The organism is Ancylobacter sp. TW_SC_1 (assembly GCF_056836805.1).
Map to the genome: position 1 here is coordinate 667,336 of NZ_CM166365.1, position 15,787 is coordinate 683,122.

The window sequence follows — 15,787 nt, forward strand, 5'->3', positions numbered from 1 at the left end:
GGGCGTAGCGGGTGAGCGGGCAGGTGGAAAGCACAATTGCCGCCGGCGCGGGTGGCGACACCATCGCGGCGGTGTCGTCCGGCAGCGGCGGCGCGGTGGCGGTGATCCGTCTTTCGGGGCCGGCGGCGGGCGCGGCGCTGGGTGCGTTGGCCGGCCGCGTGCCGGAGCCGCGCCGCGCCACGCTGGCGACGCTGCGCGATCCGGCATCGGGAGAGGCGCTCGATCAGGGGCTCGCCCTGTGGTTTCCCGCCCCGCGCAGCGCCACCGGCGAGGACATGGCGGAGCTGCAGGTCCATGGCGGGCGCGCGGTGGTGGCGGCGGTGCTGGGAGCGCTGTTCGCCCTGCCGGGCATCCGTCCGGCCGAGCGGGGGGAGTTCACCCGCCGCGCCTTCCACAATGGCCGCATGGACCTGACGCAGGCGGAGGGCCTGGCCGATCTGATCGCGGCGGAGACCGACGGGCAGCGTCGGCTGGCCTTCGCCCATGCCTTCGGCCATCTCGGCCAGAAGGTCGAGGACTGGCGGCGCCGGCTCGTTCGCGCCATGGCGCTGGTCGAGGCCGGCATCGACTTCGCCGATGAGGACGATGTGCCGGCCGAGGCGCGCGCGCTGGCGCGGCCGGAGGTGGTCGCGCTGCTCGGCGAACTGGAGGCGGCGCTGGGCGACCGGCGCGGCGCGATGGTGCGCGAGGGCGCTCTCGTCGCCATCGCCGGCCTGCCCAATGCCGGCAAGTCGTCGCTCATCAATGCGCTCGCGGCGCGCGACGTCGCCATCGTGTCGGACGAGCCGGGCACCACCCGCGATCTGTTGGAGGTCGTGCTCGACCTCGGCGGGCACAGGGTGACGCTGGTCGACACTGCGGGTCTGCGCGAGGCCGAGGGGAGGGTGGAGGCGGAAGGCATCCGCCGCGCCCGCGCCCGGATCGGCGAAGCCGACCTCGTGCTCTGGGTGCTCGACGCGGCATCCGATGCCGCCCCCATGGAACGGCCGCTCATCGCGGCGGCAGCGGGATCCGAGCTTTGGCTGATCGCCAACAAGCTGGATGAGCCGGGTGCGACGTCGCCGGCGGGCGCGGGCTGGGCGGCGCGTCATTTCCCGGTCTCCGCCCGGTATGGCGTAGGGCTGGAGGCGTTGACGGGCGCCATCGGTGGCTTCGTGGCGGAACGGGCGCGCGGGGTCGAGCATCCCGCCCTGATCCGCGAGAGACACCGGCGCAGCGCTGCTGAGGCGGCGGCGCATCTGCGCGCCGCGCTCGCCGGATGGGACGGTCTGGAGGACGAACTGCTGGCGGAGGAACTCCGTCTTGCCGCCCGTGCGCTTGGCCGGATGACCGGCGCCATCGGCGTGGAGGATCTTCTCGATGTGGTGTTCCGCGAATTCTGCATCGGAAAGTGATCGCCGGCCGACGCCGGTCGGCAGGATTCACGTGAAACATCGGCTCTCCAAGGACCGATTCGTTAACGGAATGTTTCACGTGAATCAGCTTCTCGCCGGGCGCGCCGGACCGGTTCCGCGCCCGCCGGCTTGACGCGGCGGGTGTTCGCTGGCTTGAACACGCAGCGGCGTGCCGGAAAGACCGGTCCGCCGACGAGCAACCAAGAATGCGCGCCCCATGAACACGCCCGATCTTGCCTTTGACGTCGTTATCGTCGGCGGTGGCCATGCCGGCACGGAGGCCGCCGCGGCGGCCGCGCGACTTGGCGCCCGCACGGCACTGGTGACGCATGCCTTCGCCACCATCGGCGCGATGTCCTGCAACCCGGCCATTGGCGGCCTCGGCAAGGGGCACCTCGTGCGCGAGATCGATGCGCTCGACGGGCTTATGGGGCGGGTGGCGGATCAGGGCGGCATCCAGTTCCGCCTCCTCAACCGCCGCAAGGGGCCGGCGGTGCGCGGCCCGCGCGCGCAGGCCGACCGCACGCTCTATGCGGCGGCGATGCAGCGCGCGATCGATTCGCAGCCGAACCTTTCCGTTCTGGAAGGGGAGGCGGAGCGGCTGGTGATGAAGGACGGCCGCGTGGGTTGCCTCGTCCTGGCGGATGGCCGCAGCCTGGCGGCGGGCGCCGTCGTCATCACCACCGGCACCTTCCTCAACGGGCTGATCCATATCGGCGACCGGCAGATACCGGCGGGCCGCATGGGCGAGCAGCCGGCGCTTGGCCTGTCGGGCTCGCTTGCCGCGCTCGGGCTTTCGCTGGGCCGGCTGAAGACCGGGACGCCGCCGCGCCTCGACGGGCGGACCATCGACTGGGCCGGGCTTGAGATGCAGGACGGCGATTCGCCTCCGGAACCATTTTCGACCCTGACCGACGCCATCACCAACCGTCAGGTCCAGTGCGGCATCACCCGCACGACGCCGGAAACCCATGCGGTGATCCGCGCCAATATCGCCCGTTCGGCGATGTACTCGGGCAACATTCAGAGCGTCGGTCCGCGTTACTGTCCGTCCATCGAGGACAAGATCGTCCGCTTCGGCGAGCGGGAAGGGCACCAGATCTTCCTGGAGCCGGAGGGGCTCGACGACCCGACGGTCTACCCGAACGGCATCTCCACCTCGCTGCCGGAGGACGCGCAGCTCGCGCTGCTGGCGACCATACCGGGGCTCGAGCGGGTGAGCATGCTCCGTCCCGGCTACGCCATCGAGTACGATCATGTCGATCCGCGCGAGCTGGAGCCGACGCTGGAGGTGCGCAAGGCGAGGGGGCTGTTCCTGGCCGGCCAGATCAACGGCACGACGGGCTATGAGGAGGCGGCGGCGCAGGGGCTGGTGGCGGGCCTCAATGCGGCGCGGCGGGCCGCGGGTTCCGACGGCGTCACCTTCGATCGGGCGGAGGCCTATATCGGCGTGATGATCGACGATCTCGTCACGCGTGGCGTGAGCGAGCCCTACCGCATGTTCACTTCCCGCGCCGAGTACCGGCTGTCGCTCCGCGCGGACAATGCCGACCAGCGGCTGACGGATCGCGGCGATGCGCTGGGGCTTGTCGGTCCGGAACGACGCGGCCGTTTCGCCGCGAAGCGCGAGGCGCTGGCCCGGGTGGGCGCATGGAGCCGCTCGGTCTCGCTCACGCCGGCGGAGGGCGACCGGCACGGGCTGACGCTGAACCGTGACGGCCAGCGGCGCAGCGCGTTCGACCTGCTGTCCTATCCGCATGTCGGCTGGGCCGACATCTGCCGGATCTGGCCCGAGGCCGGGTCGGAGGATGCGCGCATCGGCGAGCAGGTGGAGATCGATGCCAAATACGCCGTCTATCTGCATCGCCAGGAGGCCGACATCGCCTCCTTCCGGCGTGACGAGGCGGCCGAACTGCCAGAGGTGGACTATCGCGGGCTGGCCGGCATTTCCAACGAGATCAAGGCGAAGCTCGAATCGATTCGGCCCCGTACCATTGGCCAGGCCAGCCGGATCGACGGCATGACGCCGGCGGCGCTGGCGCTGCTCGCCGCCCACGCCAGACGCGCGCGGTGAGCCGCGGTATAATTGAACATGGTCACCAGCGATTCGTCCGACCGCGCCCGCGCATTGCAACTGACGCCTGTTTCACGTGAAACAGAACAGCGTCTCGATGCCATCGTCGCGCTCCTCGTGAAATGGCAGCGCACCATCAATCTCGTCGCCCCGGCGACGCTGCCGCATGTCTGGACCCGCCATGTGGCGGATTCGCTTCAGCTCGTTCCGCTCGCCGGCGAGGCGACGCGCTGGGTCGATCTGGGATCTGGGGGCGGCTTCCCCGGTCTCGTCGTGGCCGCGGCTCTTGCCGATCGGCCGGGTGCCGATGTCACGCTGGTCGAGAGCGACAGCCGCAAGGCGGCCTTCCTGCGCGAGGCGGCCCGTATCGCTGAGCTGCCGGTGACGGTGCTGCCGGTGCGGATCGAGCAGGCCGCGCCCAGGATCGCGCAGGGCGTCGAGATCGTCTCCGCCCGTGCGCTTGCACCGCTGCCGAAGCTGCTCGATCTCGCCGCTCCGTTCCTTGCACAGGGAGCGACAGGCCTGTTCCTCAAGGGACAAGATGTTGATAACGAATTGACCGAGGCCGCTAAATCTTGGAGAATCAAAAGTGAGATCAGGGACAGTCTGACGGACGCCAGCGGCCATATCCTGATTGTCCAGGCGGCCGAACCGCAGTGACCGATTCACCGGGCTCCATGCCCATCTCGCAGGGTCGACACCATGATGGATGAGGCTTCCCTCGTACCGACCGCGCCGCGACCCGTCCCGCGCGTGCTCGCCCTTGCCAACCAGAAGGGCGGCGTCGGCAAGACCACGACGGCGATCAATCTGGGAACCGCGCTGGCCGCCATCGGCGAGACGGTGCTGATCGTCGATCTCGACCCGCAGGGCAATGCCTCGACGGGCCTGGGCATCGATCGGCGCAGCCGGCTTGTCTCGACCTATGACGTGCTAACCGGTGATGCCGGCCTGCGCGAGGCCGTGCTGGAGACCGCGGTGCCGCGGCTGCATATCGCGCCGTCGACCATGGATCTTTCCGGGCTGGAACTCGAGCTCGCCAGCCAGCGCGACCGGGCCTATCGGCTACGCGATGCCATTCGCCGGCTGAACGCTCCGTCCGGGAGTTCGGTTCGGGTCCGTGACGAAATCGATTACACCTACGTTTTGATCGACTGCCCGCCGTCGCTCAACCTGATCACCGTCAACGCGATGGCGGCGGCCAACGCGATCCTCGTGCCGCTGCAGTGCGAGTTCTTCGCGCTGGAAGGTCTGTCGCAGCTGCTCAAGACCGTCGAGCAGGTGCGTACGACGCTCAATCCTGAGTTGACCATCCACGGCGTCGTCCTGACCATGTTCGATGCGCGCAACAATCTCTCCAATCAGGTGGTCGAGGATGTGCGCCAGTTCATGGGCGAGAAGGTCTATGAGACGATCATTCCGCGCAATGTGCGCGTCTCGGAGGCGCCGTCCTATGGCAAGCCGGTGCTGCTCTACGATCTCAAATGCGTCGGATCGCAGGCCTATCTTCGTCTCGCATCCGAAATAATCCAGCGCGAGCGCGCCCTGCGCCTTGCGGCCGCGTAGGGAGGGTGTGATGGCGGAAGATGGCGGGCGTTCGCGCCTCGGGCGCGGTCTCGCGGCCCTGATCGGCGACATGGGTGACGACAACGGCGCCGCGAATGATCGCGGCCGCAGCGGTGGCGGTGCGCGCAAGGTGCCGCTGGCCTTCCTGCGGCCCAACCCGCACAACCCGCGTCGCTCCTTCGCCGAGGCGGATCTCGAGGATCTCGCCGCCTCGATCCACGAGCGCGGCATCATCCAGCCGATCGTCGTGCGGCAGGTCGCCGGCGAGCGCGACGCCTATGAGATCGTCGCCGGCGAACGCCGCTGGCGCGCCTCCCAGCGCGCCGGTATCCACGAGGTGCCGATCGTCGTCGTCGAGGTCAATGACCGCGAGGCGCTCGAGATCGCGATCATCGAGAATGTCCAGCGCGCCGACCTCAATCCGCTCGAAGAGGCGGCCGGCTATCAGTCGCTGTCGGACCAGTTCGGCTATTCGCAGAACGACCTCGCGCGGGTGATCGGCAAGAGCCGCAGCCATGTCGCCAACACGATGCGTCTGCTGCGCCTGCCGGAGACGGTGAAGCAGTATCTGGCCGACGGGCGGCTCTCGGCCGGCCACGCCCGCGCGCTGCTGACCCAGGACGATCCGGAGGCGCTGGCGCGGGCGATCGTCGACCAGGGCATGAATGTGCGCGCCATCGAGGCGCTGGCGCAGGAACTCAATGTCGCCAAGGCCGAAGCCGCCGGCAAGCCGCCGCGAAAGGCGAAGGTGGCGCTGGATCTCGACGCCGACACCGCCGCGCTGCAGCGGCGGCTCTCGGACGAGCTGGGGCTGAATGTGACGCTCAAGCACAATGGCGAGTCGGGCGAGATCCGCATCCGTTATTCCTCGCTCGATCAGCTCGACGAAGTCTGCCGGCGCCTTGCCGGCGGCTAGGCCGGCTCAACCGCGCCGAGCCTGTCCCGCCACCTGAAGCAAGGCCCGTTCGGCCACTGCCGGGCCAAGCGCGGCGTTGCGCCGCGCAGCCAGCAGCGCGTCGTCGAGAGCAAACAGGGCGGCTTCCAGCCGGGCTGCGGTCCAGCTCCGGAGTGCCGTTTCAATCAAGGGCTTGCGCCTGAAATGGACGGCTGGCCGGGCGCCTTCGACGGCCCGCTCGACGCTGCCGCCAGCCTCGATGCCGAGACGCATCTGGTGGAGCGTCTGCGCCGTCCGGCAGACGGCACCGAGCACGATGTCGGCCCTCATGCCTTCGCCGGTCGCCTTGCCGAAGGCGACGGCCATCTCGGCGGGCTGGCCGGCGAAGGTCGCGTCGGCGATCTCGTCGAGGGCGAGGCTGGAGGCGTCGCCGACAATGGCGCGGACATGTTCGCCGGTGATGCGCGGCTCGCCGGCGGCATAGAGCAGCAGCTTGGCGATCTCGCCGCGCGAGGCCATTCGATCGCCGCCGAGCAGACCCATCAGCTCGGCCCGCGCATCGCGATCGATCGTGATGCCGGCCTCGGCCGTCATGGTGTCGATCAGCCGCGTCAGGTCGCGATCGGTGTCGGAATAGCAGGCGATGGCGAGCGCGTGGGGCGAGGCTTCGCAGAGCGCGCGCAAGCCGGTGCCACGCTTGAGATCGCCCGCCTCGATGACGATGACGGCATCGGATGGCGGCGCCGCCAGCAGCGCCTCCACGGCAGGCAGGACGTTGCGCGAACCGACACGCAGGGAGACGACGCGCCGGCCGCCGAACAGCGCGACCGTACCCGCCTCGTCGACGAGGCGGCCCGGATCGCCGGAAATCTCGTCGCCATCGAGCCGGACGATGCCGAACGGGTCGTCCGACCCCTCGGCGGCGCGGGCGAGATAGGCGCGGCCGCGCTCGCGCACGAGGCCACTGTCCGGGCCGAAGAGCAGCAGGACGGGACGCAGCGCATCGATGCGGGTGAGCGTCGCCTCGACGTCTCCGGGCCGGACCGCGACCATGGCGCGGCTCAGCTCTTGGGGGCGTGCGTCAGGAAATAGGAGGCGAGCTGGTTCTTGATCGAATCGGCGACGACCCGCGAGGAGCGGTTTTCCGCGTCGCGAATGGCGCGGGCGCGGGCGAAACGCTGATAACCGCTGTCCAGCGAGGCCTTGCCGATCGCCTTGCCGGAGGCAAGCGGCACCTTGGGCGTGCCGACATCGAAAAGCTGCCAGCCCACTTCCACGGTGACCAGCTCGACTTCCGGCAGGCCGGTCAGCGGGCTCACCACGGACGCCGCCGTGGTGGAGCTGTGGACATTGAGCACCAGCCGGAAGGGCACGCCGGTTGGATTGCCAGCACCGCCGGTCAGCGCGAAGATGAGGTCGTTGCGGACCTCGTTGCCGACGCGACCATCCGCAAACACCACTTCGATCTGGCTGAACTGGTCATTGAGCGCCGAGCCCTCGCCGGGCTTGGTCTCGGCATACATGGGCTGGAAGCAGCCGGCGGTCGAGGCGGCAAGCAGCCCCGCGCAGGCGAGACCCAGCAGGCGGCGGCGTGAGGGCATCGGGTTCATCCGGTCAGGCGACGACATTCACAATCCTCTGCGGCACCACGATGATACGCTTCGGCGCGCGCCCGTCGAGTGCCTGCGCGACAAGATCGAGCGCAAGAACCGCTCTCTCGACCTCGGCGGGGCTCGCATCCTTCGGCACGACGATCTCGCCGCGCCGCTTGCCGTTGATTTGAATCGGCAGCGTAACGCTGTCGTCAAGCAGCAGCTCCGGCTCGACCTCGGGCCAGTGGGCGTCGGCGACGAGGCCGGCGCCGCCGAGGACGCTCCAGCATTCCTCCGCCAGATGCGGCACCATGGGCGCCACGACGCAGACGAGGATGGTCGCCGCCTCGCGCAGAGCGAAGGCGAGATCGGCAGGAACCTCGTCGCCCTTGTGGGCGGCCACCAGAGCGTCGCTGAACACATTGGCGAAGGCGTGCACGCGGGCCACGGCGACGTTGAAGCGCAGCCGTTCGACATCCTCCGCGACCTGCGCCGCCAGCCGGTGCGCGGCGCGGCGCAGATCGGTCGATTCGGCCCCGAAACCAGCCGGCCTGGCGACCGCCTCCGGTGCGAGCGCCAGGGCCTCGCCGACCACACGCCAGATGCGCTGCACGAAGCGCCAGGCGCCCTCGATGCCGGCGCTGGTCCATTCGCTGTCGCGCTCGGGAGGGGTGTCGGCGAGCATGAACCAGCGGGCGCAGTCGACGCCATAGGTGTCGGCGACGATTTCCGGCGGCACCACGTTCTTCTTCGACTTCGACATCTTCTCCGGCGGCCCGATGGTCACCGGCTCACCGGTGCCGACCTTGACCGGGCGGCCCTCGGCGTCGCGCTCGACCTCCTCGGGGAACAGCCAGCGGCCTTCCGCGTCCTTGTAGGTCTCGTGGACGATCATCCCCTGCGTGAACAGCCCGGCGAAGGGCTCTTCCAGCGAGACGCGGCCGGTCTTCCTGAGGGTGCGGATGAAGAAGCGCGAATAGAGCAGGTGCAGGATCGCGTGCTCGATGCCGCCAATATACTGGTCGACCGGCAGCCACTGGTCGGCGGCTTCCTTCTGCAGCGGCGCGGTGCCGGGCTCGGAGGCGAAGCGGGCGAAGTACCAGGACGAATCCACGAAGGTGTCCATGGTGTCGGTCTCGCGCCGGGCGTTCGCCCCGCAACGCGGGCAGTTCACATGCTTCCAGCTCGGATGGCGGTCCAGCGGATTGCCCGGCTGGTCGAAGGTCACGTCGTCGGGCAGCCGAACGGGGAGCTGGTCCTCGGGAACCGGAACCGGGCCGCAGCTGTCGCAGTGGATGACCGGGATCGGGCAGCCCCAGTAGCGCTGGCGCGAGATGCCCCAGTCGCGCAGGCGATAGTTCACCGCCCGCTCGCCGATCGGCGCATTGCCGAGAATCTCGTTCTCCAGCCTCAGCGCCACCTTCTCCTTCGCCATGGGAACGGAGAAGCCGTCGAGGAAGCCGGAATTGAACAGCGTGCCGTCGCCTTCATAGGGGCCGTCGGCGACCGAGAAGGTCGCCGCGTCGACGTCCAGCGGCAGCACCACCGGGGTGATCGGCAGGCCGTACTTGCTGGCGAAATCGAAGTCGCGCTGGTCGTGCGCGGGGCAGCCGAAGATGGCGCCGGTGCCGTATTCCATCAGCACGAAATTGGCGACATAGACCGGCAGATCCGGCCCGCCCAACGGATGGCGCACCTTCAGCCCGGTATCGAAGCCCATCTTCTCCTGGGTCTCGATCTCGGCGGTGGAAGTGCCGCCGCGCCGGCATTCCTCGACGAAGGTGGCGAGCGCCGGATCGGTCGCCGCCAGCGTCTCCGTCAGCGGGTGGCCGGGGGAGAGGGCGATGAAGGAGGCACCGAACAGCGTGTCGGGCCGCGTCGTGTAGACCTTGATCTCCTGAGGCAGTTCGGCCGGCGCATTGTCCAGCACGAAGCGCACATGCAGGCCCTCGGAACGGCCGATCCAGTTGCGCTGCATCAGGCGCACCTTGTCCGGCCAGCGCTCCAGCGTGTCGAGGCCGGCCAGCAGTTCCTCGGACGCGTCGGAGATGCGGAAGAACCACTGCGCCAGCTTGCGCCGCTCCACCAGCGCGCCGGAACGCCAGCCGCGCCCATCGATGACCTGCTCGTTGGCGAGCACGGTGTTGTCGATCGGGTCCCAGTTCACCTCGCTCTCGCGGCGATAGACGAAACCGCCCTTGAGGAATTCGAGGAAGATGCGCTGCTGCTCGCCATAATAGGAGGGGTCGCAGGTGGCGATCTCGCGCGACCAGTCGAGCGAGAGGCCGAGCAGCTTGAGCTGCTCGCGCATGGTCGCGATGTTCTCGTAGGTCCACTTGCCCGGATGCGTCTTGCGCTCGATGGCGGCATTCTCGGCCGGCAGGCCGAAGGCGTCCCATCCCATCGGGTGCAGGACGTTGAAGCCCTTCATCCGCTTGAAGCGCGCGACCACGTCGCCCATCACATAATTGCGGCCATGACCGATATGGATGCGCCCCGATGGATAGGGGAACATCTCGAGCACGTAATATTTGGGGCGCGGGTCTTCGTTGCGGGTGCGGAAGATGCCGCGTTCGTCCCAGATCTTCTGCCAGCGGGGCTCGGCCTCGCGGGCATTGTAACGCTCGGTGCTCATGGACAGGCTTCTTGGATAGGCAGACGTCGGAAATTGAGGCCGCAAACGGCTCGATGATGGCGCCGGACTAGGCACCAAGTCGCGCGCCTGGTCAACCTTTCGCTGCGCCGCAACGCTGTCAGCCGGCGGCGACATGCAGATCGGCCCGCGACAGCTCCGGCGGGGGATGGCCGGCGGCGCAGCCGATGCTTGCCGTCACACGCCCTCGGGCGCCCCGGCCGAAACGTCGTCCTGAATGAGACCGGTGGTGGTGGCCAGGGTGAGGAGGACGGACCGAACGCCGGCGACCATCTTCTCGTAGTGACCGACGCCGCGGTCGGGAAGCTCCGTCGCACGGCTTTCGGCTGCGGCCGGATTGTCGTAATGCAGACAGACGAGCAGACGGACGCGGAGACTGACGGTTCGCAGCCGAGGCAGGCGCTTGGACGGACTTTCGAGCGTTTCCTCCGCAGAGAGTTTTCGCCCTCAGTGAATTCCTCAGCGATGGAATCCAATGGCCGCAGCGTGCGCGCCGCCCGCCAAAAGGGCAGAGCTGCCGCACGGCGATGCGGCGCTCCACCGGCGCGATCCGGGCAGTGTGAAACGCCCTGCGCGTTGGCGCCAACGGCGGCTGGCGGATTTCGCGTTGGGTTCGAGCAGAGGCAGGGGACAGGATGATGGTGCGTGATCTGGCCGCGGAAGTGACGGCGCGACTTGTCGAGGTACGCGAACGGATCGAACAGGCCTGCGGGGACGCCGGGCGTGATTCCGCCGGCGTCCATCTGATCGCCGTGTCGAAGACCTTCGGCGCCGAGCATATCGTGCCGGCGATCGAGGCCGGTCAGCGCCTGTTCGGCGAGAACCGGGTTCAGGAATCCAAGGCGAAATGGCCGCCGCTGCGCGAGCGGTTCGCGGACCTCGAACTTCACCTGATCGGCCCGCTGCAGACCAACAAGGTGCGCGAGGCACTCGCCCTGTTCGACGTGATCCACACGCTCGACCGCCCCTCGCTGGCGGCGGCGCTGGCGAAGGAACTCGCCCGGGAGCCGGAGAAGGATGGCGGGCGTCCCGCGCCGCGCCTGCTGGTGCAGATCAATACCGGCGAGGAGCCGCAGAAGGCCGGCATCGCGCCGGCGCAGGCCGACGCTTTCATCGCCGAATGCCGTGACGTCCACGGCCTGGCGATCGACGGCCTGATGTGCATTCCGCCGGCGGACGAGCCGGCCGCGCCGCATTTCGCCCTGCTGGCCAAGATCGCGCAGCGCAACGGGCTGGCGACGCTGTCCATGGGCATGAGCGGCGACTACGAGACCGCGATCGCGCTCGGCGCGACCTATGTGCGGGTCGGCAGCGCCATTTTCGGCACCCGCTAGAGCGCCCTCGGGCGAAGCGGATACGTCGAAACGAAAGGCTCTAGACGACCTCGATCACGGTGTTCGCGTCCATCCGCGCCAGCAAGCGCCGCAGATCGGCGCGGCGGAAGGCGATGCAGCCGGCCGTCGGTTCGAAGGCGCCGCGCGCCAGATGCAGGAACACCGCCGAGCCACGTTGCGCCCGGCGCGGGCGACTGTTGTGATCGAGCACGACGACGAGGTCGTAGAGGCCGTCGCCGCGCCACATCTCCTCATGCGAAGCGGCAAAGGGCAGGCGGACCGGGCGATTGTAGCGCCCGTCGCGCGGCTCGTCGCACCAGCCGTCCTCGGCCCGGGTGCGCCGGACCGGCAGGCGCGTCACCGGCCGCATGCCATGGTCGGCACGGTAGCGTACCTCGCGCGGGTGCCAGAAACCCCTCGGCGTCGCGCCGTCGCCCTCGCGCTTGTCGGCGCGGATGCCGGAGCGGCCGAGCGCGACGGGAATGGTGCGGCCGTCGAGGATGAGCCAGCCGCGCTGGCGCGCCGGCCCCTGCAGCCGCGGGCGGGCGATCACGCGCAGGCGGGCAGGGGAAGAACGTGCACCGGGGGATTTCCCGCGACTTTCTTTGTGAAAGGGCTTCTTCTTCACGCGTTTTCCGTTCACGATCACGTCACGAACCCGCAGCTACGTCGTCCCGCGAGACCGCCGACTCTTGCCGAACGCGTCCCACCTGCCTACTCGGGAACGATGGCAACTTTATCCGACGTCGCGCGAGAGTGAACGTGCGGCCCGCCACGACAAATGCTTCGGCAAGCGACCCTCCGGGAACGCGGATATTCGGGAAAGCGACATGGCGAACGCCCAGCGAGTTTTGGTGGTCGACGACGACAAGGATCTGCGCGAGGCGCTGGTGGAACAGCTCTCGCTCTATGACGAGTTCGAGGTCGTCGCCGTCGACACCGCCCAGGCCGCGATCAACGAGGTCGATGCGAACCGCGTCGATCTCGTGCTGATGGATGTCGGCCTGCCTGACAAGGACGGGCGCGAGGCCGTGCGCGTCATGCGTCAGAACGGCTTCAAGGCGCCGGTGATCATGCTCACCGGCCACGACACCGACAGCGACACCATCATGGGACTGGAGGCCGGCGCCAATGACTACGTCGCCAAGCCCTTCCGCTTCGCCGTGCTGCTCGCCCGCATCCGCGCGCAGATGCGCTCGCACGAAGCCAGCGAGGACGCGGTCTTCACCATCGGCCCGTATACGTTCCGGCCCGGCGCCAAGATGCTGGTGACGGAGCGCAATTCCAAAATCCGGCTGACGGAGAAGGAAACCGCGATACTACGTTACCTTTACCGCGCCGGCAAGAAGCCGGTGGCGCGGGAAATATTGCTGCAGGAAGTGTGGGGCTACAATTCGGGGGTGACGACGCATACGCTGGAGACGCATATTTATCGCCTGCGTCAGAAGATCGAAAAGGATCCTTCGCACCCCAATCTGCTTGCCACCGAGGCTGGGGGCTACAAATTGCTGCCTTGAGCAGGTCGGTTGATTCGTCCTGCCGTGGAGTTTCGCCTGCCGAATGTCCATCGAGGACGACATCGCCTTCCTGGAACGTGTACCGACGCTTGCGCTGATCGGGCGTGAGGCCCTGCGCGTGATCGCCATCAGCGTCGAGCACTTTTCCGTCGCCCGGGGGCAGGCGCTGTTCCGCGAGGGCGATGTGGCCGACTGCGCCTATGTCGTGCAGAACGGAATCTTCGCCATCAGCCGCGAGGATTCCGAGCTCGCCCGCCGGCCCGGCCAGACGGTGCGGGTCGGCCCAACCGCCCTGCTCGGCGAAATGGCGCTGCTGACCGACACGCGGCGCCCGGCGACTGCCGTCGCGCTTGAGGAGTCCGAGGTTCTGCGCATTCCGCGCACCGTGTTCCTGCGTACGCTGGAGAGCTATCCGGAAGCCGCGCGCCGGCTGACCAAGCAGCTCAGCGCACAGATCACCGCCACCCTCACCGAGCTCGACCAGGTACGCCAGCGGCTGGAGGGGATCGACGCCGAGCGGCGTCCATGAGGGCGCATCCGGGAGTGCATGTCGGTGCCTCGTCCGCGCGGGTGCGCGCATGATTCCGGTCACGCCGCGCATCTGGCTCGACGAGGACGAGATCGTCGAGACCTTCGTGCGCGCCTCCGGGCCCGGCGGGCAGAACGTCAACAAGGTGTCGACCGCGGTGCAGCTGCGCTTCGACGTGCGCGGCTCGAAGACCTTGCCGGAGGCGGTGAAGCAACGGCTGGAGCGCATCGCCGGCCGCCGGCTCACCAAGGACGGCGTGATCGTGCTGGTCGCGCAAAGCCACCGCACGCAGGAGCGCAACCGCGAGGACGCCGTCGCCCGGCTCGTCGAGATGGTGCAGGAGGCGGCGGTCGCGCCGGTGATCCGCCGTCCCACCCGTCCGACGCTCGGCTCGAAGCTGCGGCGGCTGGAGGGCAAGACGCGGCGGGCCGGCGTCAAGGCGCTGCGCAGCGACAAGCCGGGCACCGGCGGCGACTGAGACCGGGTCTTTCGAATTCCGCCGGCGGCAAGGCTCTTCGACATGCGCGCTCAGGCGCCCGCTTCTGGCGTTCAGAAATCCGAGGCGATGCCCTTCACTTCCCAGTCGCCATAGCGCACCGGCTCGGGCCCGTCGCGGCCGTCGATTTCCGTCGGGCCCGCGACAGGTCGTACGGCGGCGCGCCGTGCGGCGGCCTCGGCCAGCGCCCGTTCGGCGGCCGGGGAGAGCGGGCGGCGTCCGGCCGGCACCGTGGGGGCGGCGGAATCGGACGCGGCGGGTGTCTCGCGAAGGGGGCGGTCGGTCGGCATCATGGCGCCATTGGAACCATCGGACCGGCACGTCCGTCAAGCAGCATGGGCCGCGCCCGGCGCATGGCTCCACGCCGCCGGACGCCGCGTCGGCAAGGCGCGGTGCCGGGCCGTGCGTCGCCGCCAGAAACTTGCAGGCGCCGCGGCCACTTCCCATTCTATCGGTGCGAAGGCCGCGCATGGCGGCGAAGGACGAGGGAAAGATGAACTACTTCCGTACGGCGATCCTGCTGGCAGGCATGACCGCGCTGTTCATGGGCGTCGGCTTCATGCTGGGCGGCCAGAGCGGCATGGTGATCGCGCTCCTGGTGGCCGCCGGCATGAACGTGTTCAGCTACTGGAACTCCGACCGCATGGTGCTGTCCATGTACGGCGCGCGGCAGGTCGACCGTGCCACCGCGCCGGAATTCTACTGCATGGTGGAGGAGCTCGCGGCCCGCGCACAGCTTCCCATGCCGCGCGTCTTCCTCATCGACAACCCGCAGCCCAACGCCTTCGCCACCGGCCGCAACCCGCAGAACGCCGCGGTGGCCGCCACCACCGGCCTGCTGAACTCGCTCTCGCGCGAGGAGGTTGCCGGCGTGATGGCGCACGAGCTGGCGCATGTGAAGAACTACGACACGCTGACCATGACCATCACCGCGACGCTGGCCGGCGCGATCTCCATGCTCGCCAACTTCGCCATGTTCTTCGGCGGCAACCGCAACAACAACAATCCCTTCGGCATCATCGGCACGCTCGCGATGATGATCCTGGCCCCGCTCGCCGCCATGGTGGTGCAGATGGCGGTGTCGCGCTCGCGCGAATACGAGGCCGACAAGCTCGGCGCGCAGATTTGCGGCCAGCCGCTCTGGCTTGCCTCGGCGCTGGCCAAGATCTCCAACGCCGCGCACCGCATCCCCAACATGCCGGCCGAGCACAATCCGGCGACGGCACATATGTTCATCATCAATCCGCTCTCGGGCGAACGGATGGACAGCCTGTTCTCGACCCATCCCGCCACCGAGAACCGCATCGCCGCGCTGCAGGCGCTGGCGCAGGAGATGGGCGCAATGCCGGCCTCCCCGGGTGGGTGGGCGCAGGGCCCGGCCAGCGCCTCGCGTCCCTCCAGCAATGTGTGGGGCCGTAGCGGCCAGGGCGGCGCGCGGCGCGGCCCCTGGGGCTGAAATCGCCGGAATGACGGGCTTCTCGCCTGTCCTGTCGCGCGGCGATGGAGCGGTTGTGTGCGGCAGTGCTTGAAAAGAAGGCCCGTCGCGGCTATCAGAGCCGCGCGTGCCGCTTTAGCTCAGTTGGTAGAGCATCGCATTCGTAATGCGGAGGTCGTCAGTTCGAGTCTGACAAGCGGCACCATTCTCCGATCCGGCGCGACAGCGGCGCCCGAAACTCCTCCCTCAGATCGCTCATGAATCTGATCCCGCCCTGCAGGGGCGCCCGTCGCCGTCGGCGC

The 15,787-nt window shown here is 68.8% G+C and carries 15 protein-coding genes and 1 tRNA gene; 11 read left to right on the forward strand and 5 right to left on the reverse strand.

Features of this window, described 5'->3' with window-relative positions:
• The first annotated feature begins 23 nt into the window (after positions 1-23).
• The 5 genes from mnmE (at position 24) to AC1PZ7_RS03120 (ending at position 5,950) form a co-directional block, all read left to right on the forward strand.
• Positions 24-1,394: a tRNA uridine-5-carboxymethylaminomethyl(34) synthesis GTPase MnmE gene (gene mnmE / locus AC1PZ7_RS03100; RefSeq protein ID WP_482358058.1), complete on the forward strand. Its 1,371-nt coding sequence runs from the start codon at positions 24-26 to the stop codon at positions 1,392-1,394.
• Between the two features lie 217 nt (positions 1,395-1,611).
• Positions 1,612-3,468: a tRNA uridine-5-carboxymethylaminomethyl(34) synthesis enzyme MnmG gene (gene mnmG, locus AC1PZ7_RS03105; RefSeq protein WP_482358059.1), complete on the forward strand. Its 1,857-nt coding sequence runs from the start codon at positions 1,612-1,614 to the stop codon at positions 3,466-3,468.
• Between the two features lie 18 nt (positions 3,469-3,486).
• Complete coding sequence (gene rsmG / locus AC1PZ7_RS03110) at positions 3,487-4,128, forward strand: 16S rRNA (guanine(527)-N(7))-methyltransferase RsmG (RefSeq protein ID WP_482358060.1); 642 nt, start codon at positions 3,487-3,489, stop codon at positions 4,126-4,128.
• 42 nt (positions 4,129-4,170) lie between these two features.
• Positions 4,171-5,034, forward strand: a complete 864-nt coding sequence (locus tag AC1PZ7_RS03115) for a ParA family protein (protein WP_482358061.1) — start codon at positions 4,171-4,173, stop codon at positions 5,032-5,034.
• A gap of 10 nt (positions 5,035-5,044) precedes the next feature.
• On the forward strand, positions 5,045-5,950 hold the full coding sequence (locus AC1PZ7_RS03120) for a ParB/RepB/Spo0J family partition protein (RefSeq protein WP_482358062.1): 906 nt from the start codon (positions 5,045-5,047) through the stop codon (positions 5,948-5,950).
• Between the two features lie 6 nt (positions 5,951-5,956).
• Here AC1PZ7_RS03120 and holA read toward each other — a convergent pair whose 3' ends face one another.
• From holA to leuS, 3 genes are read right to left on the reverse strand one after another with little or no spacing between them, the layout of a single operon-like run.
• Positions 5,957-6,982, reverse strand: coding sequence for a DNA polymerase III subunit delta (holA, locus tag AC1PZ7_RS03125; RefSeq protein ID WP_482358063.1), 1,026 nt, complete (start codon positions 6,980-6,982; stop codon positions 5,957-5,959).
• Positions 6,983-6,990: 8 nt separating this feature from the next.
• Complete coding sequence (locus tag AC1PZ7_RS03130) at positions 6,991-7,557, reverse strand: hypothetical protein (protein WP_482358064.1); 567 nt, start codon at positions 7,555-7,557, stop codon at positions 6,991-6,993.
• A complete protein-coding gene (gene leuS, locus AC1PZ7_RS03135; RefSeq protein WP_482358065.1) occupies positions 7,544-10,156 on the reverse strand; it encodes a leucine--tRNA ligase in 2,613 nt (870 codons plus the stop codon). Before leuS ends, AC1PZ7_RS03130 begins: the two co-directional genes overlap by 14 nt.
• A gap of 653 nt (positions 10,157-10,809) precedes the next feature.
• Between leuS and AC1PZ7_RS03140 the strand changes: the two genes are divergently transcribed.
• Positions 10,810-11,508 carry a YggS family pyridoxal phosphate-dependent enzyme gene (locus tag AC1PZ7_RS03140; protein WP_482358066.1) on the forward strand — a complete coding sequence of 233 codons (699 nt, stop codon included), beginning with the start codon at positions 10,810-10,812 and terminating at the stop codon, positions 11,506-11,508.
• A gap of 40 nt (positions 11,509-11,548) precedes the next feature.
• On the opposite strand, the gene AC1PZ7_RS03145 is transcribed toward AC1PZ7_RS03140, so the two are convergent.
• Positions 11,549-12,157, reverse strand: a complete 609-nt coding sequence (locus AC1PZ7_RS03145) for a L,D-transpeptidase family protein (protein ID WP_482358067.1) — start codon at positions 12,155-12,157, stop codon at positions 11,549-11,551.
• Positions 12,158-12,338: 181 nt separating this feature from the next.
• On the opposite strand from AC1PZ7_RS03145, the gene AC1PZ7_RS03150 reads away from it, so the two are divergent.
• Genes AC1PZ7_RS03150 through arfB form a run of 3 tightly spaced genes read left to right on the forward strand, consistent with a single transcriptional unit; the run spans position 12,339 to position 14,032 of the window.
• Positions 12,339-13,025 carry a response regulator transcription factor gene (locus AC1PZ7_RS03150; protein ID WP_482358068.1) on the forward strand — a complete coding sequence of 229 codons (687 nt, stop codon included), beginning with the start codon at positions 12,339-12,341 and terminating at the stop codon, positions 13,023-13,025.
• Between the two features lie 43 nt (positions 13,026-13,068).
• Positions 13,069-13,554 carry a cyclic nucleotide-binding domain-containing protein gene (locus AC1PZ7_RS03155; protein ID WP_482358069.1) on the forward strand — a complete coding sequence of 162 codons (486 nt, stop codon included), beginning with the start codon at positions 13,069-13,071 and terminating at the stop codon, positions 13,552-13,554.
• A 49-nt stretch (positions 13,555-13,603) separates the two neighbouring features.
• Positions 13,604-14,032, forward strand: coding sequence for an alternative ribosome rescue aminoacyl-tRNA hydrolase ArfB (arfB, locus tag AC1PZ7_RS03160; protein ID WP_482358070.1), 429 nt, complete (start codon positions 13,604-13,606; stop codon positions 14,030-14,032).
• A 71-nt stretch (positions 14,033-14,103) separates the two neighbouring features.
• Here the strand turns inward: arfB and AC1PZ7_RS03165 are convergent, their stop codons facing one another.
• A complete protein-coding gene (locus AC1PZ7_RS03165; RefSeq protein WP_482358071.1) occupies positions 14,104-14,343 on the reverse strand; it encodes a DUF1674 domain-containing protein in 240 nt (79 codons plus the stop codon).
• A gap of 200 nt (positions 14,344-14,543) precedes the next feature.
• On the opposite strand from AC1PZ7_RS03165, the gene htpX reads away from it, so the two are divergent.
• Both htpX and AC1PZ7_RS03175 read left to right on the forward strand, forming a co-directional pair.
• Positions 14,544-15,506 (forward strand): zinc metalloprotease HtpX, encoded by a 963-nt coding sequence (gene htpX, locus AC1PZ7_RS03170; RefSeq protein WP_482358072.1) that lies wholly within the window; start codon positions 14,544-14,546, stop codon positions 15,504-15,506.
• A 108-nt stretch (positions 15,507-15,614) separates the two neighbouring features.
• A tRNA-Thr gene (locus AC1PZ7_RS03175) sits at positions 15,615-15,690 on the forward strand.
• Positions 15,691-15,787: the final 97 nt, after the last annotated feature.